This is a genomic window from Streptomyces regalis, from assembly GCF_001509475.1.
Classification (GTDB): Bacteria; Actinomycetota; Actinomycetes; order Streptomycetales; family Streptomycetaceae; genus Streptomyces; species Streptomyces regalis.
Genome location: NZ_LLZG01000392.1, coordinates 23,670 through 45,089, shown reverse-complemented (window position 1 = coordinate 45,089; position 21,420 = coordinate 23,670). Strand labels below are relative to the sequence as shown.

At 68.5% G+C, this 21,420-nt stretch carries 21 protein-coding genes, 1 tRNA gene and 1 pseudogene; 12 read left to right on the top strand and 11 right to left on the bottom strand.

Translation table 11 applies throughout. From position 1 onward, the window contains the following. Window positions 1–411 (top strand): annotated as a pseudogene (locus ADL12_RS41355) (hypothetical protein); the annotation flags it as partial. Between the two features lie 103 nt (window positions 412–514). Here ADL12_RS41355 and ADL12_RS41350 read toward each other — a convergent pair. Further along, window positions 515–1,228 carry a DUF5324 family protein gene (locus ADL12_RS41350; protein WP_062713139.1) on the bottom strand — a complete coding sequence of 238 codons (714 nt, stop codon included), beginning with the start codon at window positions 1,226–1,228 and terminating at the stop codon, window positions 515–517. A 327-nt stretch (window positions 1,229–1,555) separates the two neighbouring features. Between ADL12_RS41350 and ADL12_RS41345 the strand changes: the two genes are divergently transcribed. Continuing rightward, a complete protein-coding gene (locus tag ADL12_RS41345) occupies window positions 1,556–2,089 on the top strand; it encodes a peptidylprolyl isomerase (protein ID WP_062713137.1) in 534 nt (177 codons plus the stop codon). A 103-nt stretch (window positions 2,090–2,192) separates the two neighbouring features. After that, the gene (locus ADL12_RS41340; protein WP_062713135.1) at window positions 2,193–3,077 is read left to right on the top strand and encodes a rhomboid family intramembrane serine protease; all 885 of its coding nucleotides are present in this window, start codon (window positions 2,193–2,195) and stop codon (window positions 3,075–3,077) included. 326 nt (window positions 3,078–3,403) lie between these two features. On the opposite strand, the gene crgA is transcribed toward ADL12_RS41340, so the two are convergent. Continuing rightward, on the bottom strand, window positions 3,404–3,658 hold the full coding sequence (gene crgA, locus ADL12_RS41335) for a cell division protein CrgA (protein ID WP_062713132.1): 255 nt from the start codon (window positions 3,656–3,658) through the stop codon (window positions 3,404–3,406). A gap of 141 nt (window positions 3,659–3,799) precedes the next feature. On the opposite strand from crgA, the gene ADL12_RS41330 reads away from it, so the two are divergent. From ADL12_RS41330 to ADL12_RS41310, 6 genes are read left to right on the top strand one after another with little or no spacing between them, the layout of a single operon-like run. Next, window positions 3,800–4,576, top strand: a complete 777-nt coding sequence (locus tag ADL12_RS41330) for a DUF881 domain-containing protein (protein ID WP_079052553.1) — start codon at window positions 3,800–3,802, stop codon at window positions 4,574–4,576. A 19-nt stretch (window positions 4,577–4,595) separates the two neighbouring features. Then, window positions 4,596–5,309 (top strand): class E sortase, encoded by a 714-nt coding sequence (locus ADL12_RS41325; protein ID WP_062713128.1) that lies wholly within the window; start codon window positions 4,596–4,598, stop codon window positions 5,307–5,309. Window positions 5,310–5,326: 17 nt separating this feature from the next. Further along, window positions 5,327–5,524, top strand: coding sequence for a hypothetical protein (locus tag ADL12_RS53460; RefSeq protein ID WP_167364469.1), 198 nt, complete (start codon window positions 5,327–5,329; stop codon window positions 5,522–5,524). Next, window positions 5,521–6,159 (top strand): aminodeoxychorismate/anthranilate synthase component II, encoded by a 639-nt coding sequence (locus tag ADL12_RS41320; RefSeq protein WP_062713126.1) that lies wholly within the window; start codon window positions 5,521–5,523, stop codon window positions 6,157–6,159. Before ADL12_RS53460 ends, ADL12_RS41320 begins: the two co-directional genes overlap by 4 nt. Further along, window positions 6,156–7,400, top strand: coding sequence for a class E sortase (locus tag ADL12_RS41315; protein WP_062713124.1), 1,245 nt, complete (start codon window positions 6,156–6,158; stop codon window positions 7,398–7,400). The genes ADL12_RS41320 and ADL12_RS41315 overlap by 4 nt, the downstream gene beginning before the upstream one ends. A gap of 13 nt (window positions 7,401–7,413) precedes the next feature. Then, the gene (locus tag ADL12_RS41310) at window positions 7,414–8,175 is read left to right on the top strand and encodes a class E sortase (RefSeq protein ID WP_062713122.1); all 762 of its coding nucleotides are present in this window, start codon (window positions 7,414–7,416) and stop codon (window positions 8,173–8,175) included. A gap of 98 nt (window positions 8,176–8,273) precedes the next feature. Here ADL12_RS41310 and ADL12_RS41305 read toward each other — a convergent pair whose 3' ends face one another. The 7 genes from ADL12_RS41305 to ADL12_RS41275 form a co-directional block, all read right to left on the bottom strand. Next, window positions 8,274–9,314, bottom strand: coding sequence for a restriction endonuclease (locus ADL12_RS41305; protein ID WP_062713121.1), 1,041 nt, complete (start codon window positions 9,312–9,314; stop codon window positions 8,274–8,276). Window positions 9,315–9,515: 201 nt separating this feature from the next. Then, on the bottom strand, window positions 9,516–11,519 hold the full coding sequence (gene pknB, locus ADL12_RS41300; protein WP_062713120.1) for a Stk1 family PASTA domain-containing Ser/Thr kinase: 2,004 nt from the start codon (window positions 11,517–11,519) through the stop codon (window positions 9,516–9,518). 169 nt (window positions 11,520–11,688) lie between these two features. Next, window positions 11,689–13,164, bottom strand: a complete 1,476-nt coding sequence (locus tag ADL12_RS41295; protein ID WP_062713119.1) for a peptidoglycan D,D-transpeptidase FtsI family protein — start codon at window positions 13,162–13,164, stop codon at window positions 11,689–11,691. Further along, complete coding sequence (locus tag ADL12_RS41290) at window positions 13,161–14,603, bottom strand: FtsW/RodA/SpoVE family cell cycle protein (protein WP_062713118.1); 1,443 nt, start codon at window positions 14,601–14,603, stop codon at window positions 13,161–13,163. Before ADL12_RS41290 ends, ADL12_RS41295 begins: the two co-directional genes overlap by 4 nt. Window positions 14,604–14,630: 27 nt before the next feature. Beyond that, window positions 14,631–16,205: a Stp1/IreP family PP2C-type Ser/Thr phosphatase gene (locus tag ADL12_RS41285; RefSeq protein ID WP_062713117.1), complete on the bottom strand. Its 1,575-nt coding sequence runs from the start codon at window positions 16,203–16,205 to the stop codon at window positions 14,631–14,633. 90 nt (window positions 16,206–16,295) lie between these two features. Beyond that, window positions 16,296–16,811 (bottom strand): FHA domain-containing protein FhaB/FipA, encoded by a 516-nt coding sequence (locus ADL12_RS41280; RefSeq protein ID WP_062713116.1) that lies wholly within the window; start codon window positions 16,809–16,811, stop codon window positions 16,296–16,298. A gap of 10 nt (window positions 16,812–16,821) precedes the next feature. Next, complete coding sequence (locus tag ADL12_RS41275) at window positions 16,822–17,694, bottom strand: FhaA domain-containing protein (RefSeq protein WP_062713114.1); 873 nt, start codon at window positions 17,692–17,694, stop codon at window positions 16,822–16,824. A gap of 496 nt (window positions 17,695–18,190) precedes the next feature. Here ADL12_RS41275 and ADL12_RS41270 point away from each other — a divergent pair. Beyond that, window positions 18,191–18,274, top strand: a tRNA-Leu gene (locus ADL12_RS41270). A gap of 133 nt (window positions 18,275–18,407) precedes the next feature. Here the strand turns inward: ADL12_RS41270 and ADL12_RS41265 are convergent. Beyond that, window positions 18,408–18,770, bottom strand: a complete 363-nt coding sequence (locus ADL12_RS41265) for a DUF1304 domain-containing protein (protein ID WP_062713112.1) — start codon at window positions 18,768–18,770, stop codon at window positions 18,408–18,410. A gap of 153 nt (window positions 18,771–18,923) precedes the next feature. Here ADL12_RS41265 and ADL12_RS41260 point away from each other — a divergent pair, with 153 nt between their 5' ends. Both ADL12_RS41260 and ADL12_RS54590 read left to right on the top strand, forming a co-directional pair. Then, window positions 18,924–20,243: a glycosyltransferase 87 family protein gene (locus ADL12_RS41260; protein WP_079052552.1), complete on the top strand. Its 1,320-nt coding sequence runs from the start codon at window positions 18,924–18,926 to the stop codon at window positions 20,241–20,243. Between the two features lie 25 nt (window positions 20,244–20,268). Further along, on the top strand, window positions 20,269–20,475 hold the full coding sequence (locus tag ADL12_RS54590; protein WP_159053457.1) for a hypothetical protein: 207 nt from the start codon (window positions 20,269–20,271) through the stop codon (window positions 20,473–20,475). 169 nt (window positions 20,476–20,644) lie between these two features. Here ADL12_RS54590 and ADL12_RS41255 read toward each other — a convergent pair whose 3' ends face one another. After that, on the bottom strand, window positions 20,645–21,295 hold the full coding sequence (locus ADL12_RS41255) for an FMN-dependent NADH-azoreductase (RefSeq protein ID WP_062713110.1): 651 nt from the start codon (window positions 21,293–21,295) through the stop codon (window positions 20,645–20,647). Window positions 21,296–21,420: the final 125 nt, after the last annotated feature.

The following is a 21,420-nucleotide window of genomic DNA, read 5'->3' as shown; positions in this document are numbered from 1 at the left end:
CAGGACGACGACCCCCAGGGTGGGCACCCCCAGGGCGAGAACCCCCACCACCAGAACACCCCCGTGGTCGACGCCACCATCCGCATCGACGACTCAAGCCCCGAGCCCGAGGACGAGATCAGCACCACCCTGCGCGTCCTGCGCGCCCTCAAGCCCGACACCTCGCCCGTCCCCGACCCGGTCAACGCCGTCCTGCACTACATCCCCGCCGCCGTCGCCTACGTCGACGACGACCTGGACCTCCCCCTCCCCGACCCCGACTTCACCGACCGCATACGCGCCCTCGCCACACCCGTCCCGGCAGTCCAGGACACTCCGCAGCGCAGCCACAAGCTCGACCCCCTGCCGTCACGCCCCCGAACCCACGACCCCGCACGCCGTTCCCCGCAAAACAGACCGGCCTTCCCCTGAGCCCAGCCGATGTTCCACGTGAAACATCGCCGTGGGGCGGGGGACCCTCAAGTCCCCCGCCCCACGGCGCAGTTCGACATGCCGACCGTCACCGGCCTACACGTCACCGGCCCTCGTCGCGCCGGGCAGCCTCCTCCTCGGCCTCCTTCGCCTGGACCTCAGGATCAAGAACGGACTGGCCGGAACCGTCCACAGAGGTGAGACCGTTCGACGCGGGTACCTCGGTCGCGGCAGGGGGCTCGACCAGCCAGTCCGGGTTGGCCTGCTTGTCCCACCACTTCCAGGCGGCGAAGGCACCACCTGCGAGAGCACCGACCACCGCCAGCACCCTCGCGGCACGGCCGGCCTTGGCACGCCGCTGATGCCTGCGGACCAGCTTCTCGATCTCCTTCGGCGAGACCTGACCGCGCAGCGCGGCCAGCGCGGCCGCACCGCGCGCAGCGGCCTCGCCCCTGACGGGCCCGGCCGCGGCCACCGCCTGCTCGATCCTCGGCCGGGAATAGTCGGCGGCCTGCCGGGCCGCCTTGCGCGTACGGACGGCCGCCTCATGAGCGGCCAGGTCGACCTTCGTCGGCACATGCGCACGGGCCTGCTCCAGACGCGGCGCGACATGCGCGCCGTACTGCAGCAGGGCTTGCGCGCGGGCCTGCTCGGTGGCCTGCGACACCTTCGGCGCGAGCCGTACGCGTGCCTCGTGTGCGTAGTGCGCGGCCCTGTCCTTGGCAGTGTCGGCGTAGGGCGCCACCACTTCCGCGGCGTGCAGCACGCTGTCCTTCGCCGAGCCGGTCGCGGCGCGCACGCTGTCGATGCGGGTCACGGGATCCTCCTCCTCGGTGGCGTACGGTATTTCGACTCTCCACCCTTTTACGGATCATGCCTCCCCGACCGCTCCACAGCATGTGAAGGCAGGCATATGGGTGCGGATGGAGTAGATCAAGCGCAATAGCGGATCAATACGGGGCAACGGGAGCTTGTCGTCGACAATGCCACGGATCCCCGCGCAGCGCGCCCTGTCCCGTGACCAGTCGAGCAGTTTTCTGCAAGGGATCGCCCCCGTTGCGTGCCGATGAACAAGCGGCGGGCGACGCGACTCCCCGGCCGTGCGAGGATCGGGGGGTCACAGGAAGACAACGGAAGGCAGATCGTGGCCGAGCAGCTTTACGCCACCCTGAAGACCAACCACGGCGACATCCAGGTCCGGCTCTTCCCGAACCACGCGCCGATCACGGTCAAGAACTTCGTCGAGCTCGCCAAGGGCGAGCGTGAGTGGACGAACCCCACCACCGGTGAGAAGTCCACCGCCAAGCTCTACGACGGCACGGTCTTCCACCGCGTCATCAGCGGCTTCATGATCCAGGGCGGCGACCCGCTCGGCAACGGCACCGGCGGCCCCGGCTACCAGTTCCAGGACGAGTTCCACCCCGACCTCCGCTTCGACAAGCCCTACCTGCTCGCCATGGCCAACGCCGGCCCGGGCACCAACGGCTCGCAGTTCTTCATCACCGTCTCCCCGACGACCTGGCTGAACCGCAAGCACACCATCTTCGGCGAGGTCACCGACCCCGCCAGCCAGAAGGTCATCGACGCCATCGCGACCACCCAGACCAACCCGCGCACCGACCGCCCCGTCAACGACGTCGTCATCGAGTCGGTCCTCGTCGAGACCCGCGAAGGCTGAGTCCGACACCTCCCCCAGGGAACCAAACGCCCCGCTCGTCCGTAAGGATGAGCGGGGCGGTGCATTGAGGACGTGCATCGCGCACGACGACCTAGGGGACCGCATGGACCAGCCGGCAGGCAGCCCGCAGGACGCGCAGAGCCTGCCCTTCTGCTACCGCCACCCGGACCGCGAGACCGGCGTCCGCTGCACCCGCTGCGACCGCCCGATCTGCCCTGACTGCATGGTCAGCGCCTCCGTCGGCTTCCAATGCCCCGACTGCGTCCGCGGCGGCTCCGGCACCGGACACGCCCCGGGCGCCGCCCGCCCCCGCACCATCGCCGGCGGCACCGTCACCGCCGACCCCCGCCTCCTCACCAAGATCCTCATCGGGATCAACCTCGCGGTCTTCATCGCCGTCCAGACCAGCACCACACTCCTGAACGACCTCGTCCTCATCGGCACCTGGCCCCCCGCCCCCTTCAACCCCACCGAGGGCGTCACCCAAGGCGAGTGGTGGCGCCTCGTGACCTCGATGTTCACGCACGAGGCCATCTGGCACATCGCCTTCAACATGCTCAGCCTGTGGTGGCTCGGCGGCCCCCTCGAAGCCGCCCTCGGCCGCGCCCGCTACCTCGCGCTCTACTTCTGCTCCGGCCTCGCGGGCAGCGCCCTCACCTACCTCCTGGCCGCCCCGAGCAGCGCCTCGCTCGGCGCCTCCGGCGCCATCTTCGGCCTCTTCGGCGCCACTGCCGTCCTCATGCGTCGCCTCCAGTACGACATGCGGCCGATCATGGCCCTGCTGGCGATCAACCTGATCCTCACCTTCGGCTGGAACAACATCGCCTGGCAGGCCCACATCGGCGGCCTCGTCGCCGGCGTCGTCATCGGCTACGCCATGGTCCACGCCCCGCGTCAGCGTCGAACGCTGGTCCAGTACGGCACGTGCGCGGTGGTAGTGGCCGCCGTCGTCCTGATGACCGCGTTGAGGACGCTGCAGCTCACCTGAGCAGGGCCTTTATCCACGTGAGCCAGCTGTTGTCCACAGCGGGTGGCGGATCTTGTGCATACCGTGCGGGAACAACTGTGCCCCCTGTCACTGACCAGTGTTTTCGCAGGTCAGGCAGGGGGCGAACAAGTTTTCGGTCCGGAGTGGTTGACCGGTAGTTCCGTCACACCGGCGTCAACGGCCGATGAGTTATCCACAGATCGTCTTTTCTTTTTCAACACTGTGGAAAACGGCTGTGGATAACTCAGCGGATAGCCCTGGGCACAGGTGTGTTCACCACGAAGTGGCCGTCGCTTCGACTGCCGCTTCGGCTGCCGCTGCGACCGCTACTTCCACTGTGTGGAGACGCCGAACCCGGCGGCGATGAAGCCGAAGCCCACCACGATGTTCCAGTTGCCCAGCGCGTCGAGGGGTAGCGAACCGTCGGTCACGTAGAAGACGACGATCCAGGCGAGGCCGATCAAGAACATGGCCAGCATCACGGGTGCGACCCAGGCGCGGCTGTTCAACTTGATGGCGGTCGCCTGCTTGGACGGCGGCGGCGTGTAGTCGGCCTTCTTGCGGATACGTGACTTCGGCACGAGGGTCTCTCCTGTCGATGCGCTGCGTGGCCGCGCAGGGAACTGTGGCTGGCTCGGGGCAGCGTACAAGGGGACTCTGATTGCTCCCCCGGGCGTCCGTTAGCGTAGTGCTTCCGCGGCGCCGAAGGAGATAAGGGTACGTTGAGCAATTCTGCCGACTCCCCCGGGTCAGGATCCAGCCCTGTCCGCGGCCGCTTTCGGCCGGTGCGGGTGCTGACTGCGGCTGTCTTCGCTCTGGCGGGGCTCATTTTCTTTACCAGTTTCAATACGGCCAAGGGCACTAATATCCGTACGGATGCCTCGCTCCTGAAGCTTTCGGACCTGATTCAGGAGCGCAGTCACGGGAACGGTGAGCTCAACGAGTCCAACGCTGCCCTGCGTGACGACGTGGAGGCGCTGGCTGAGCGGGACGACGGCAGTACCAAGGCCGAGGACGACAAGCTGGCGGCGCTGGAGCAGAGCGCGGGTACGCAGAGGCTGACGGGCGAGGCGATCACGGTCACGCTCAACGACGCCCCGCCGGACGCCACCGCCAAGCTCCCCGGTTACCCCGAGCCGCAGCCGGACTACCTGGTCATCCATCAGCAGGACCTCCAGGCCGTCGTCAACGCGCTGTGGCAGAGCGGCGCCAAGGGCATCAAGGTCATGGATCAGCGGCTGATCTCCACGAGCGCGGTCCGTTGCGTGGGCAACACGCTGATCCTCCAGGGCCGGGTCTACTCACCGCCGTACAAGATCACAGCGGTTGGCGATCCGGAGAAGATGCAGAAGGCGCTGGCGGCTTCGCGGGCGATCCAGAACTACATGGTGTACGTCAATGTCTACGGTCTCGGCTGGAAAGTCACCGAGGACGGGACGGTGACTCTGCCGGGCTACTCGGGCACAGTGGATCTGCAGTACGCCAAGCCCGTGGAGTGAGCCTTCTCTGGAGCTGCCGGTGCGTGTCGTCGTCAGGACCGTCAGCGAGCTGTGTATCACCGTCGGTACGGTGATCGTTCTTTTTGTCGTCTATGTGCTGTTCTGGACCGGCGTGAAGGCCGACAGCGTCATGGACGACCAGATCGATCAGTTACAGGAGCAGTGGGCGCACGGGGCGGTACGCCCGACGCCCGCGGCACCCGGCGGCACCGCGAGTCCGAGTGAGAGCTCGCAGGCGAGTCCGCCGAAGCCTGCCCCGTACACCGTGGACAGGCCTTTCGCGATCATGTACATCCCGCGCCTTGGTTTCACGTGGAACAAGCCGGTTCTCGAAGGCACCGCCACCAAGACGCTGAAGAAGGGGCTCGGCCACTACGCGAACACCGCCCAGCTCGGTCAGAAGGGCAACTTCTCGGTGGCCGGCCACCGGCGTACGTACGGCGATCCCTTCAAGGACTTCCCCAGGCTGCGCCGCGGCGACGCGGTGGTGCTGACGGACGGAACGACCTGGTTCACGTATCGGATCGACAAAGGCCCCTACAAAACCCTCCCCTCGGACGTTGAGGTGATCGACCCTGTGCCACGTAAGTCGGGGTATACGCGCGAGGGCCGCTATCTGACCCTGACCACGTGTGATCCGGAGTGGGGGCACAGTCACCGGCTGATCGTGTGGGCGCATCTGGACTCCGCACAGCCTGTGGAGGCCGGGAAACCGGAGGCGTTGCGCCGTTAGTCTGTTGGCTGTACGGCGTGAGTCTGGTGCCGTGGTGCGACGGAAGGGACGGCATGTACGGCTGGATCTGGCGGCATCTGCCGGGGAATGCGTGGGTGAGGGCGCTGATCTCGCTCGCTCTGGTCGTGGCCGTTGTCTACGTCCTGTTCAACTACGTCTTTCCGTGGGCCGAGCCACTGCTTCCCTTCGGTGATGTGACGGTGGAGGGCCAGTGAGCGCGCGCATTCTCGTCGTGGACAACTACGACAGCTTCGTCTTCAACCTGGTCCAGTACCTGTACCAGCTGGGTGCCGAGTGCGAGGTGCTGCGCAACGACGAGGTGTCGACGGCGCATGCCCAGGACGGCTTCGACGGCGTGCTGCTGTCGCCGGGCCCGGGTACGCCGGAGGAGGCGGGGGTCTGCATCGAGATGGTGCGGCACTGTGCCTCGACGGGGGTGCCGGTCTTCGGTGTCTGTCTCGGCATGCAGTCGATGCAGGTGGCGTACGGCGGTGTGGTGGACCGTGCGCCGGAGCTGCTGCACGGCAAGACCTCGCTGGTCGAGCACGAGGGCAGGGGCGTTTTCGCGGGCCTGCCGACGCCCTTCACCGCGACCCGTTACCACTCCCTGGCGGCGGAGCCGGAGACGGTGCCGGCCGAGCTGGAGGTCACGGCTCGGACGCACGACGGCATCATCATGGGTCTGCGCCACCGTGAACTCCCCGTCGAGGGCGTGCAGTTCCACCCGGAATCGGTGCTGACCGAGCACGGGCACCGGATGCTGGCCAACTGGCTGGTGGAGTGCGGCGACCAGGGTGCGGTGGCGAGGTCGGCGGGGCTCGCCCCGGTGGTGGGCAGGGCCAGGGCGTGACCGCGCTGCGCCCCGAGCGCGAGTCCGGTGCCGCGTACGGGGAGTCCTTCACGGATTCCTACAGCGGCGTCGGCGATCAGGGCACCTCGTACGGGCAGCAGCCGTACGAGGAGTCCGGTGCGCTCGGGGAGTGGTACGGCGGGGAGGGGTACGTCGCTCAGGGGCAGGGCGCCGCGGGCGCTGAGGGTTACGGCAGCGAGGGTTACGGCGTTGACGGTTACGGCAGCGAGGGGGCTGCGGCGGCCCAAGAGCCGTACGCGGAACCGTATGTAGAGCCGTCCGCAGAACCGTACATACCGCCACCCGACGACGAGACCGTAGCGCTGCGGATACCCGATCCGCCCGCCGACCAGTCCACATTGGCTTCTCCCGCCTCCTCCGCCTCCTCAGCCACAGGAACCCCAACGGGCGGCCGTGCGGCCCGCAGAAGGGCCGCCAAGGGGCGTCACGGGCGTCATGGGGGCTCCCGTCCGGAGTCCGAAGCCGTCGATTCCGCCGAGAGTGACTCGGAGGCCTCTCAGGCCCCCCTCTCGCGCGTGGAGGCCCGTAGGCAGGCTCGCGCGCGCAAGCCCAGCCCGGCCGTCCTTGCCAGCCGGGCGATCGGTGAGGTGTTCATCACTACCGGTGTGCTGATGCTGCTGTTCGTGAGCTACCAGCTGTGGTGGACGAACGTCCGGGCGCATGCGCAGGCGGACAAGGAGGCGAGCAGCCTCCAGGACGACTGGGCGAGCGGCAAGCGCGCTCCGGGGTCCTTCGAGCCGGGGCAGGGCTTCGCCATTCTCCACATCCCGAAGCTGGACGTCGTCGTCCCGATCGCGGAGGGCGTCAGCAACAAGAAGGTGCTCGACCGGGGCATGGTCGGTCACTACGGCGAGGGCAAGCTGAAGACGGCGATGCCGGACGCCAAGACCGGCAACTTCGGGCTGGCCGGGCATCGCAATACTCACGGCGAACCGTTCCGGTACATCAACCGGCTCACGCCGGGTGATGAGATCGTCGTGGAGACGCAGGACAAGTACTTCGTGTACAAGATGGCGTCGATCCTGCCGGTGACGTCGCCGAGCAATGTGAGCGTGCTTGATCCGGTTCCGCGGGACTCGGGTTTCACCAAGGCGGGCCGCTACATCACGCTCACCACATGCACGCCGGAGTTCACCAGCAAGTACCGGTTGATCGTCTGGGGCAAGATGGTCGAGGAACGGCCGCGCAGCAAGGGCAAGCCGGATGCGCTCGTCAGTTAAGGGCAGATGAAAAGTGGCATCGACCACCGAGGGCACGGAAGAGCACACGGCCGCCCCCGCGTCACGGCGCCCCCCGGCTCGCCGCCGCGGCATGGGGCGGATCGCTATGGCGGTCAGCGTGTTCGGGGAACTCCTCATCACGGCGGGCCTGGTGCTGGGCCTGTTCGTCGTCTACTCCCTGTGGTGGACGAACGTCGTCGCCGACCGTGCGGCGGACAAACAGGCCGACAAGGTCCGTGACATCTGGGCCCAGCAGGACGAGGACTCCGGCCGTCCCGCCGAGTACGACGCCAAGAACGGCATCGGCTTCCTCCACGTGCCCGCGATGACCAAGGGTGAGATCTTGGTCGAGAAGGGCACGACGTCGAAGATCCTCAACGACGGCGTCGCCGGCTACTACACCGACCCGGTCAAGGCGGCTCTTCCGACCTCGGGCAAGAAGGGCAACTTCTCCCTCGCGGCCCACCGGGACGGTCATGGCGCGAAGTTCCACAACATCCACAAGCTCGAAAAGGGCGATCCGATCGTCTTCGAGACGAAGGACAAGTGGTACGTCTACAAGGTCTACGCCGTCCTCCCCGAGACCTCGAAGTACAACGTCAAGGTCCTCTCCGCCGTCCCGAAGGAGTCGGGCAAGACGAAGGCGGGCCGCTACATCACGCTGACGACGTGCACGCCGGTGTACACGAGCCGGTACCGGTATGTGGTGTGGGGGGAGCTGGAGCGGGTGGAGAAGGTGGATGAGGAGCGGACGTTGCCGGAGGAGTTGCGCTGACGTGACTGACCCTCTTTGAGGGGGGGCAGTCACCTAACATGGCGGAAGCCCGAAGCCGCAACTTCCTTTTGCGGCTTCGGGCTTTTCGCATGCGATGCCTATCGCAGGGCTTTGAGACGCACTCCTGCGCTCCATGCCTCCAGCTCGTCGCGGTTGACGGTGATGACTCCGCTCAGATCGGCGATCGCTTGTGCTTCGCTGCTGAAGTTGCAGGTGGCGACGAAGAGTGCGATATCGACCTGGCCGATCGCGCGCGTTGCTCCGGCGAACTTCTGCATGTCAGCGCTGGGGACGGACGAGCGACCTGCCCGGTTCTTGCACTGGACGGCCACGCTGCGTCCGTCGGCCGTGCGCCCGGTGACGTCGATGCCCCGGTCGCTGCGGGCCTGCCGTACGACGACGTCCGTGCAGCCGTCCCGGCGCAGCAGGTCGGCGACATGACGCTCGAACGCCTGCCAGGTCATGGCCGCGATGGAGGCCCTGACCTGGTCCCTCGGGGCGTCCTCTTCCAGGGTGCTGATCCGCCGGTGGTGCCAGCACAGCTTGCGTTCGACGTTCTGGACGTCGTCGCGGAGGTCGATGAGTTCGCGGCGGTGTTCGCCGGCGGTGGCGATCAAAGCGTTGAACATGGGGACCACGGTCTTGCCGAGGATGTGGGTGATGCGCTGGTCGATGCGGTCGTCGAGGGATGCGACGTCGGCGGGGGCTGGGTTTTCCACAGGCTGTGTGCGGACCAGGTACTCCATGTCGAGCAAGTACGTGCGCACCTGACGCGCGACCTCGCTGTCGCGGAGGAGCATGGCGATGTTCAGGACGGCGCGGCGTGAGTAGAGAGTGAGGCTCGCCCGGGGCTGTGGATAACCTCCGGGAAAGCGTGACAAGACGTCACGCTTGAATTCTGCGAGCTCAGGGCCCTGAAGCGTCACCATTCCACTGCACGACAGCTCTTCGCGGTGGCGTGCCTTGAGCTGCCGGATCGCCTCGGCGGTGACGCCGAAGTACGCCGCCACCATCGCCGTCGTCACATGCATCCCGTCCGGCAGCAGTGACAGCGCCTTCACCTTGTCGAGCACGTCGGTTCGTTCCAGCACGCTGTCGCGCAGGCTCTTCGACTCCAGCAGTGCCGATTGGTCGATCACGTTCTGCCCTTCCGGTCGCGGTGTGGCCGTATGGCCGGGGCAGAGCTCTGACTCCCCACCCCACCGGATCAACGAGTCATGAAATGTGAAGACACGATCGACGAAGGAACGAGTGTCCGGCCAACCTCTGGACACCGCAGCGGACATGGTTGAGCCCCGGCACCCTGCTCAGGGTGCCGGGGCTCAACCATGTATGCCGGGTCAGTCCTCCGTGCGGGCCGCCGTTCCGGTCACGCCGCCGAAGATCTGGCCGTCGTCGTCGCCGCCGTTGTTGTTGCCGCCCTGATCGAACGCGACCAGGTTGACCGGTGTGCCCTTGGCGACCGGGGTGTTCGGCTGCGGGTCCTGCTGGAAGACGATGGCCTGGTCGTTCGTGGAGCCCTGGACGTTGCCCACCGTCAGGCCGACGCCCTCGAGGGCCTTCCTGGCGTCCTTGACCGTCAGCTGGGTCACGGTCGGCACCGCCACCTGCTCCTGCTCGGCGGCCTTGCCGATCCGGATCTGCACCGGCGAGTTCTTCTCGACCTGGGAGCCGATCGCCGGGTCGGTGTCGATGACCTTGCCGACCTTGTTGGGGTCCTGGGTCTCCACCTCGACGCAGGTGCCGACCAACTCGTTGGCCGACATCTGGGCCTTCGCGTCCTCGCAGGACTTGTCGGCGACGTCCGGGACGGTCGACTGAGCCTTCTCCTTGGCGACCGTGAGGGTGATCGTCGAGCCCTTCTCCCGCTCTGTGTCACCGTCTGGGTTTTGTCTGATGACGATGCCTGGAGTCCGGTCGGACTCTTCGGTCTTCTGCTCGACGGTGAAGCCCTTGTCCTCGAGCTGGGCCTTCGCCTTGTCGAAGGTCAGGCCCGTGACATCCGGCACACTCACCTTCGGCGCACCGGTCGACACCACGATGTTGACCTTGGAGTTCTTGTCGACCTTGGTCTTTGCAGCAGGGTCCTGCTCGCAGATCTGGCCCTTGGGCTGGTTCGCGCACTCCTTCGGCGTGACCGTCCCCAGCTTGAGGTCGACGTTGCCGAGCAGTTCCTTCGCGCTGTTCTCGGTCTCGCCGATGAGGCTTGGAACAGGCACCTGGCTGTTGCTCGCCTTATTCCCGTCGAACACCCACTTGCCGATGAGGATCGCGCCCACGAGGACCAGCACAGCCGCGACGACCAGCAGGATCGTCGAGGTGTTGGACTTCTTCTGGCGGCGCCGGTCGATGCGGTCGTCGTAGCCGTAGCCGCCGTCGTCGGGGTTCATGGGCGGCAGCATCGACGTGGCGCCGGCGTCCGCGGTGCGCAGGGCCGTGGTCGGCTGGTCGTCGGGGTAGCCGCCGTAGCCGACGGAGCCCATGGCCGCGGTCGCCGCCACCGGCTGCCCGTCGAGGCAGGCCTCGATGTCGGCGCGCATCTCGTCGGCCGACTGGTAGCGGTAGTTGGGGTCCTTGACCAGAGCCTTCAACACGATCGCGTCCATCTCGGGCGTGATCTCGGGGTCGAAGACGGACGGGGCCTGCGCCTCTTCACGTACGTGCTGGTACGCGACGGCGACCGGGGAGTCGCCGACGAACGGCGGGCGGACCGTCAGGAGCTCGTAGAGCAGACAGCCGGTCGAGTACAGGTCCGAGCGAGCATCCACCTGCTCGCCCTTGGCCTGTTCCGGTGAGAGGTACTGGGCGGTGCCGATGACGGCCGCGGTCTGGGTCATCGTCATGCCGGAGTCGCCCATGGCGCGGGCGATGCCGAAGTCCATCACCTTGACCTGGCCGTTGCGCGTCAGCATGACGTTCGCGGGCTTGATGTCGCGGTGGACGATGCCGCTGCGGTGGGCGTACTCGAGGCCCTGGAGGATGCCGATGGTCATCTCCATGGCGCGCTCCGGCAGCAGCTTGCGGCCGGAGTGGAGCAGCTCACGCAGTGTCGAGCCGTCCACGTACTCCATGACGATGTACGGGATCGACACGTTGTCGATGTAGTCCTCGCCCGTGTCGTAGACCGCCACGATCGCGGGATGGTTGAGCGAGGCGGCCGACTGGGCCTCCCGGCGGAACCGGGCCTGGAAGGACGGGTCGCGCGCGAGGTCCGCGCGCAGCGTCTTCACCGCCACGGTGCGGCCGAGGCGTGTGTCATGCGCGAGGTAGACCTCCGCCATGCCACCACGACCGAGCACCTGGCCCAGTTCGTACCGGCCGCCGAGGCGACGCGGCTCTTCCATAGCTACCTACCAGCCCTCTCCGTCGGTCCCGCCGTCACCCTTGTGGGTGCGTCGGTGTGCCGTCCGGGCATACCGTACCCGGCTCATCTTGTGTGACCTGGCCAAGCCCGTAACCCGATACAGGACCGGTATCGCAACGTGCACCAATGTGAAGGGGACGTGAGCGGGGTCACTTCTTACTGTCGATGACCGCCTCCATGACGCTCTTGGCGATGGGGGCCGCGAGGCCGCCGCCGGAGATGTCGTCGCGGACCGCCTCGTCGTCCTCGATCACCACGGCCACGGCGACCGGCGAGCTGCCGTCGTCGAGCTTGGCGTAGGAGATGAACCACGCGTACGGGTTCTCGCTGTTCTCGACACCGTGCTGGGCCGTACCGGTCTTGCCGCCCACCTTGGCGCCCTCGATCTGAGCCTTCTTGCCGGTGCCGTCCTCGACGACCGTCTCCATCATCGACTGCAGGATCTGGGCGTTCTCCGCCGACAGCGGCTTGCTCATCTCCTCGGGGGTGGTCTTCTCGAGGGGGTCGAGGTTGTGCGTCTGGACCTCGTCGACCATGTACGGCTTCATCAGCGTGCCGTCGTTGGCGACGGCCGAGGCGACCATGGCCATCTGCAGGGGGGTGGCGGCGGTGTTGAACTGGCCGATGGAGGACAGCGCGGTCTGCGAGGGGTTCATGTCGTCGGAGAAGACTGACGCGCTGGTGCGGACCGGCGTGAACTGCTCCTCGGTGAAGCCGAACTTCTTGGCCTCCTCCAGCATCTTGTCGTTGCCGAGGTCGGAGCCGATCTTGCCGAAGACGGTGTTGCAGGACCACTGGAGGGCGACCCGCAGCGTCGCGTTCTCGCAGGGGATGTTGCCCTCGTTCGGCAGCTTGGTGGTGGTGCCCTTCATGACCCACGGGTCCGGCGAGTTCGTCTTCTCGTCCGCGGTCTTGTACAGCCCGTCCTCCAGCGCCGCGGCAGCGGTGACGACCTTGAAGGTGGAGCCGGGCGGGTAGACCTCGCGCAGCGCCCGGTTGAGCATCGGGTCGTCGGGGTTGTTCTTCTTCTGGAGCTTCTTCCAGGCCTCTTCGTCGGAGGTGCTGCCGCCGGCGATCGTGGAGGGGTCGTACGACGGGAAGGAGGCCAGCGCCAGGATCTTGCCGGTGGACGGCTCGATGGCGGCGACGGCGCCCTTGCCGCCCTGCTTCTTCAGGCCGGCGTACGCGGCTTTCTGCGCGGCGGCGTTGAGGGTCGTGACGACGTTGCCGCCCTCTTTGTCCTTACCCGTGATCATGTCGAGGGTGTTGCGGAAGAAGAGCCGGTCGTCGGTGCCGCTGAGGATGCCGTCCTCGATGGATTCCAGCTGGTTGGCGCCGTAGGCCTGCGAGACGAAGCCGGTGACGGGCGCCCACATGGCGCCGTCCTTGTACGTGCGCTTGAACTTGAAGTCGCCCGACGTGGTTTCCGCGTGCCCGGTGATCGGGTTGCCGCCGACGATTATGTCGCCGCGGGGGATGGCGTAGCGGGCGATGAGGACGCGGCGGTTCTTGGGGTCCTCTTTGAGGCTGTCGGCCTTGACGTACTGGAGCCAGTTGTCCCGGATCAGCAGGGTGAGGATCAGGAAGCCGCAGAAGATGGCGATCCGGCGCAGGGGCTTGTTCATGACGGGCGGACCACCTGGGTCATCTCGGCGTCGGGGTTGGGGGCAGGGGCGGGTGCCGGGCGGCGGGCGGTGTCGCTGATGCGCATCAGGATGCCGATGAGGGCCCAGTTGGCGAGCACCGAGGAACCGCCGTAGGCCAGGAACGGCATGGTCATACCGGTCAGCGGGATGAGGCCCATGACACCGCCGGCCACGACGAAGACCTGGAGCGCGAAGGCGCCGGAGAGGCCGATGGCGAGGAGCTTGCCGAAGGGGTCGCGGGCGGCGAGTGCGGTGCGCACGCCGCGTTCCACGATGAGCGCGTACAGCAGCAGAAGCGCCATGACGCCGGCCAGGCCGAGCTCCTCGCCGAAGGTGGCGAGGATGAAGTCGGAGTTGGCGGCGAACCGGATGAGCTCGGAGTGGCCCTGCCCCCAGCCGGTGCCGAGGGTGCCACCGGAGCCGAAGGCCCACAGGGCCTGCATGGCCTGCTCGGAGTGGCCCCAGACGCCCTGCTGGCTGAGCGTGTACTCGCGCATCGGGTCGAGCCAGGCGTCGACGCGCTGCTGGATGTGCGACTCGAAGGACGCCACGCCGACGGCGCCGACCGCGGACATCAGCAGACCGAAGACGATCCAGCTGGTCCGCTCGGTGGCGACGTACAGCATGATGACGAACATTCCGAAGAACAGCAGCGACGTACCGAGGTCGGTCTCGAAGATCAGGATCAGGATCGACATCGCCCAGACGACGAGGATCGGGCCGAGGTCGCGGCCGCGGGGGAGGTACAGGCCCATGAAGCGGCGGCTGGCGAGGGCGAGGGCGTCGCGCTTGACCATCAGGTAGCCGGCGAAGAAGACGGCGAGGACGATCTTCGCGAACTCTCCGGGCTGGACGGAGCCGAGGCCGGGGACGCGGATCCAGATCTTGGCGCCGAAGACGTCGGCCCCGAGTCCGGGCACCAGGGGCAGCAGGAGCAGCACGAGAGCGACGAACATGGAGATGTATGTGTAGCGCTGCAGGACACGGTGGTCCTTGAGGAAGATCAGCACGACGACGAACAGCGCGATGCCGAGCGCGGTGTACAGCAGTTGTCGGGGCGCGGCCGTGATGTAGGTGGGCAGCGACTGCAGCAGCTTCGACTGGTCCAGCCGCCAGATCGCCACGAGCCCCAGCCCGTTCAACAGCGTCGCCAGAGGCAGCAGCAGCGGGTCCGCGTACGGCGCGAACTTGCGTACGGCGAGGTGGCCGATGCCGGCCAGGAGGCCGAGGCCGATTCCGTAGCTCAGCAGGCCGGCCGGTACCTCGTCATTGATCGCCAACCCCACGTTGGCGTAGGCGAACACCGGGATGACGACCGCGAACACCAGCAGGGCGAGCTCGGTGTTGCGCCTGCTCGGCGCGCCGATGGCGCCGATCGTGGACGTGTGATGCGTCGGCGAGTTCGTAGTACTGCTCATCGTGTGACGGGGCCTCTCACGGCTTGCCTACTGCGTACCGCAGTTCGAGACGACCTTCTGCTCTTCCTCCGAGAGAGTGGGGCCGGGGTTTGGCGTCGCAGTCGGTGTCGGGGAGGTGGACGGTTTCGGGGAGTCGGTGGCCGACGGATTCGGCGTCGGTGTCGCCTTGGACGTAAGAGAGGTACGGGTGGTTCCCGTGGTGCCTCCGGCCTCGCCTTCGCCCGTCCTGGAGTTCTTCTCGCTCGCGGCGGCCTGCTGCTCGGCCCGCTTCTGGCACGCCGAGGCCTGCAGGGCGAGCTCGTCGATCTTCGCCTGGGCGTCCTTCAGGCCGCCCTCGGCGATGGTCGCCTCGACCAGCTTCTTCTGGTACGGCGGCAGGTACTTGAGTTCGATCTCGGGGTGGTCCTTCTCCACCTTCGAGAGCGAGACCCAGGCCAGGTCCTGGCTGATCCCCCGGTACAGGGCGACGTGTTCCTCGTTGGCGCCGACGTAGTACTGCGTCTGCGTCCAGCGCCAGCCGCCGTACAGGCCGCCGCCGATCACGCCGAGCGCGAGGGCGATGTAGAAGGATCTCTTCAGCCACTTGCGGCCCGTGCGCGGCTTGACGAAGTCGTCGTCGGTGTAGTCGCCGAAGCTGCCCGCCGGGATGTAGCCGGTGGTGTCGCCGGAGCCGGGCGGGCCGAACTCGCCGCCTCCGCCGCCCTGTCCGGGGACCTGGCGGCCGAGCCCGGAGGCCCGTCCGGCGGGGGTCTGCATGATGCCGTTGTCGTGCAGGTGGTTCTGGTTCTCGGCGACGGCGCCGACCACGACCGGGGTGTCGGACAGCTGCCCGGCGAGGGTGTCGCCGGTGTCCAGGTCGAGGACGTCGGCGATGATCACGGTGATGTTGTCGGGGCCGCCGCCACGCAGCGCGAGCTCGATCAGCTGCTGCACGGTCTCCTGGGGGCCCTGGTAGCTGGCGAGGGTGTCCTCCAGGGTCTGGTGGGACACCACCCCGGACAGGCCGTCGGAGCAGATCAAGTACCGGTCGCCGGCGCGGACTTCGCGGATGGACAGGTCGGGATCGACGTGGTCGCCGCTGCCCAGCGCGCGCATCAGCAGGGAGCGCTGCGGGTGGGTGGTGGCTTCCTCCTCGGTGATGCGTCCCTCGTCGACGAGGCGCTGCACCCAGGTGTGGTCCTGCGTGATCTGGGTGAGGACGCCGTCGCGCAGCAGGTAGGCGCGCGAGTCGCCGACGTGGACGAGGCCGAGCCGCTGTCCGGTCCACAGCAGGGCCGTCAGGGTTGTCCCCATGCCCTCGAGCTGGGGGTCCTCCTCGACCATCGCGCGCAGCTGGTCGTTGGCGCGCTGTACGGCGGTGCCGAGCGAGGTGAGGATGTCCGAGCCGGGGATGTCGTCGTCGAGGGCGACGATCGTCGAGATGGCCTCCGAGGAGGCGACCTCGCCGGCGGCGGCGCCGCCCATGCCGTCGGCGATGGCGAGCAGGCGGGGTCCGGCGTATCCGGAGTCCTCGTTGCCCTCCCGGATCATGCCTTTGTGCGATCCGGCGGCGAAGCGCAGTGACAGACTCATGCGCACCTCGCCCGTCGGCTCCGGGTACATCCGCACGGTGCCCACCCTCCGGTCGGGAGCGCGCCGGGGCCCGTCGTGCGGTCCTCCGCTGCGTGCTCGCTCCGCTCGCTCATTGTCGTACTACTTCCGCAGCTCGATGACGGTCTTGCCGATGCGGATCGGCGCGCCCAGCGGAATCGGTGTGGGGGTCGTCAGCCGCGTTCGGTCGAGGTACGTGCCGTTGGTGGAGCCCAGGTCCTCGACGATCCACTGGCCGTCGCGGTCCGGGTAGATCCTGGCATGCCGGCTGGAGGCGTAGTCGTCGTCCAGCACGATGGTGCTGTCGTGCGCCCGGCCCAGGGTGATGGTCTGGGCCTGGAGCGCGACGGTGGTGCCGGTCAGGGTGCCCTCGGACACGACCAGCTTGGTGGGGGCGTTACGGCGCTGGCGGCCGCCGCCCTGCTGGCCGCGCTGCTGCGGAGGCGCTGCCGCCTGCCGGGCGGCCTGCTGCGGCCGGCCGGCCTCGCGCCTGGAGCCGCGCTGGGTGACGCGCGTACCGAACAGGTCGCTGCGGATGACCTGCACGGCCACGATCACGAACAGCCACAGTACGGCCAGGAAACCCAGCCGCATGACCGTGAGGGTCAGCTCTGACATTGCCCCCGCTTCACCCTTCGGCTTGCCGGTAAATGATGGTGGTGCTGCCCACGACGATCCGCGAGCCGTCGCGGAGCGTAGCGCGGGTGGTGTGCTGCCCGTCCACCACGATGCCGTTGGTGGACCCGAGATCCTGGATCGTCGAGGGCGTTCCGGTCCGGATCTCACAGTGCCGGCGGGAGACGCCGGGGTCGTCGATCCGCACGTCGGCTTCGGTGCTGCGGCCCAGCACCAGCGTCGGGCGGGAGATCTGATGGCGGGTGCCGTTGATCTCGATCCAGTAGCGGGTGCGTCCGCCGGCTGCGGGGGCCGCGGGGCGCTGGCCGCCCGCGGGCTGCGGGTAGCCGTAACCGCCGGGGCGGCCGCCGGGGGGCGGCGCGGCCGGCATGGGCGGGGCGCCTGTGGGTGCGGCGGCCGGCGGGTAGCCGTAGCCGCCCGGGGCGCCGCCGGGCCGCCCGGCCGGGGCGGCGGGCGCGGGAGCCTGTCGGCCGCCGCCCTGCTGGTCGGTGGAGCCGGCGAGCGTACGGCTGCGCACGCGGTACAGGCCGGTGTCGAGGTCGTCGGCCTTCTCCAGGTTGACCTTGATCGGGCCCATGAAGGTGTAGCGCTGCTGCTTGGCGTAGTCGCGGACCATGCCGGCGAGCTCGTCGCCGAGCTGGCCGGAGTAGGGGCTCAGGCGCTCGAAGTCCGGCGCGCTCAGCTCCACGATGAAGTCGTTGGGGACGACCGTACGGTCGCGGTTCCAGATGGTCGCGTTGTTGTCGCACTCGCGCTGGAGCGCTCCCGCGATCTCCACGGGTTGGACCTCGGACTTGAACACCTTGGCGAAGGTGCCGTTGACCAGACCTTCGAGACGCTGCTCGAACTTCTTCAGGACTCCCATGGGGCACCTCCTCCGTCGCCTGCTTCGTCCTGCATCCCGCGGGGCGGGCACTGCTTTACCTGGTACTGCTTACTGATCGTATCCACGCGCCGGTAAATCGGCTGGTTCCCCCTGTCGGCCCGGTCGACGGGTGTCGACGCCCTCGAAGTTCCCTGTGGAGCTCTGCTTCGAACTCCTCAGGCCCATAGTCCTGCCATGGATCGTAGAGGCGGCCGAAGACCAGTGTCCCGCACCTGACTGTGGACCCCGACCGGCTCCTGGGGAGATACGTGGTACCGGTACGAGGTTGATACGTGAACAGATACTCGTTGATACGGAACGGAGGGCACCGCGGCTCGGTCGGTGCCGTCGGGGGGAGCGCCGACGGTGCTGGTGGGCGGCTGCAGGGCGGCTGCCCAGGGGTAAGGGATGTGAACTCACCCTGGTCGGCGTGCTAATGTTCTGCGTGTCGGAAGGCGCCGGACCGCAAGGGAAGAAGCCCGAGGACACACCCAATGCGCGGGTGGCGGAATAGGCAGACGCGCTGGATTCAGGTTCCAGTGCCCGCAAGGGCGTGGGGGTTCAACTCCCCCCTCGCGCACTCTCGAAGAGGCGGCATCGATCACGATGCCGCCTTTTCTGTTGTGTTGTGTCGCGTTCGCCGCGTTGTGCTTCGGTACGGCCTCCTCGGCGGCCGTGACCTGTGATGAAGCTCTCAGGTCACGGCGCGGGACTCAGCCGGCGGCGATGACCGTGGCGAGGGTCACGGCGGCGGGCAGGGCCTGGGCGAAGAGGATGCGGCGGTTGGCGGTGGCCGCGCCGTAGACGCCCGCGACGATGATGCAGGACAGGAAGAAGATCTGGACGCGGTAACCGGTCGGGTCGTCGGCGATGAGGCCCCAGACCAGGCCCGCGGCCAGGAAGCCGTTGTAGAGGCCCTGGTTGGCCGCCAGTGCCGCGGTGGAACGGGCCATCTCGGCGTCGAAGCCGGAGAAGCGGCGGCCCGGGCCGCGCTGCCACAGGAACATTTCCAGGACCAGGATGTAGGCGTGCAGCAGCGCCATGAGGGCGACGAGGACGACAGAGATCAGATGCATGCGGTGATTGTGCCGGTGAGGTGTCTGGGGTCGTTCGGTCGGTCTTTCGGCTGAGCTGCCTGGCGCGAGGGTGGTGAACGGTGGCCGTTCGGCCGAGGTGGCCGCTGGGGCCTCGGCGCGAGATTGGAGCTCCCCTTCCCCAGGAGCCCGCCGATGCCACCCGAGTCACTCTCCTTCGTAGCCGGAGTAAGGCCCGGCGGTTCCGTGCCCGTGCCCGTGCCCGTCCCGGCTCCCGCCCCCGTACGGAAGGCGCTCCTCCAGGGCAGCCGTAAGCCGTCCGGCAGAGCTCCCCGTGTGCGCCGGGACGTGCTGTTCTGGCTCGGATGCGCGGGCTTCGCGCTGTCGCTGGCCCTGGTCACGACCCTCACACCGCACCGGATCTGGGGGGCCTGTGCCGCCGTCGGATACGGCGTCGCGGCGGAGTTCGCCCGCCGGGCGCCGCGGCCCTGGAGCGGGCGCAGTGCGGTCGCCGCGCTGCTCGGATCGGTCGTGGTCCCGCTGGCGTTCATGATCGTCGCGGGTGCCGCACAGTCGGAGGTGCGTGTCGTCGAGCAGTCGGGCGGCCTGCTGCTGCACTCCGGCAGCCCGTACCTGCCGCATCCGGCCGGCGTCGACGACTACAACCCCTACCTGCCCGGCATGGCGCTGTTCGGGATACCCCACGCGCTGTTCGGCGGCACACCGCTCGCGGACGCCCGGGTGTGGTTCTGCGCGGCGTTCCTGGCGAGCATGCTCGTCGCCGCTCGGCGCTCCGGGCGCAACTCCCTCGGGATGGGCGGGGGTTCGGGGGCGGGCGCCGCGGTGCTTGTCCTCGCGGCCTTCCCGGCCGTGGCGCTGCCGCTGGCCGTCGGTGGGGTCGACCTTCCGGTGATCGGGCTGATGTGCCTGGGGCTGGCGCTCGCCGGCCGGGGCGGGTCCGGTACGGCGGCGGGGCTGGCGATGGGGGCCGCGGCCGCGCTGAAGTGGACGGCTTGGCCGCTGCTGCCGGTGGGGCTGGTGCTGCTCGCGGTGACGGCGGGGCGGCGGGCGGCGGTGCGGGCCGGTGTGGTCGCCGTGCTGGGGGCCGCGGTGGCGGTGGTGCCGGCGGCCCTGGCCGACCCGCATGCCTTCGTCGAGCACGTGGTGCTCTTCCCGCTCGGTGAGGGCGGGGTGCACTCGCCCGCGGCCAGCCCGCTGCCGGGGTACCTGCTGGCCACGTACGTCCCCGGCGGTTCCGTCCTCGCCATGGCAGCCCTCGCGGCCGCCGCCGTCGGCGTGGCGGTGTCGTTGGCGGTACGTCCGCCCCGGACCGTCGTCGCGGCGGCGGACCGGTTGGCGCTCGGGTTGGGGCTGGCGATGTGCCTGATCCCGGCGACGCGGTTCGGGTACCTGGTCTATCCGCTGGTTCTGGCCGCCTGGTTCCGGCGTACGGAGCTGGTGGCGGCTGCTCGTCGGGTCGGGCGGTTGGTGGGGGCGGGTGTCGGGCGTGGGTGAGGGGCGGGGTGCGCATCCCTGGGGGGTGCTGGAGCGTCGAGGCGGCCGTCACTGGGCAGTGGCGGAGTGCCGGGGCGCGTATCTGGCGCGGGTCACCGTGCCGGCGGTGGTCGGGCTGGTCGTGGCGCTGTGCCTGCCGTCGGTGGGGCAGTACGCGGCGGGGGATCCGCCGGGGAACCGGCCGGGATACTCGACCGGTGTGTCGGTGCGGGGAGTCGACGGCGCTCGGTGAGGCGTCGTGGCCCACTTCGACTCCGACCTCCGACTGCGCTTCCAACTCCCCGCCACGCGCGCGCAGGGACGCCTGGGAACCCGCACCGCTGGAGCGGGCCCCTGCGCGCGCGTGCTGCCACCGACCGCGCCACGCCGCGAACCCGAGCCACGCCGGCCGCGGGCCTCGGCTACGCCGCGAGCCGCTGCGCGAGCTGCTTTGCCTTCGTGGCCGCCTCCTCGAGGGCGCGCTCGCGGGAGGCCTCGAAGAGGGGGACCAGGTCGGCCATCTGCGGGTTGACCGGGGCCATCGTGAGCTCCGGGACGATGAAGCCGAGGTCGGTGCCGAGGAAGTCGGCCAGGATCGCCGACAGGTAGTTCTGCACGTACTCGTAGCCCTCGCGCGGCGTGCCCGGACCGTAGGCGCCGCCGCGGCTCGCGATGACGGTGACCGGGGTGCCCTTGACCGACTGGGCGTCGCCCGCCGTACGGCCGAACAGGACCACGTTGTCCAGCCAGGCCTTCAGCGTCGACGGGATCGTCAGGTTGTACATCGGTGCGCCGATCAGCACCGCGTCCGCACGCTCCAGCTCCTCGATCAGCTGCACCCGCTCGGCGAAGGCCGCGGCCTGCTCGGGGGTGTGCGTGGCCGGATCGGAGAAGCCGGCGGTGTGGGCGTGGGCGGAGATGTGCGGCACGGGGTTCGTGGCGAGGTCGCGGTGGATCACCGTGCCCTCGGGGTGCTGTTCCTGCCAGGTGCGGCGGAAGGCGTCGGTGACCGTGCGGGAGGCGGAGGCGTCGGTGGGGAAGACCGAGGAGTCGATGTGCAGGAGCGTTGCCATGGGGGTCTCCAGGAGGGGACGGCAGCGGACGGACCCGGCCGGGGATCTGCCCGCGCGGACTGAAAATTCGTACTCGACTATGGATAACACAGTCACTTACTTTTTTTCATCCCCGTACGGCATAG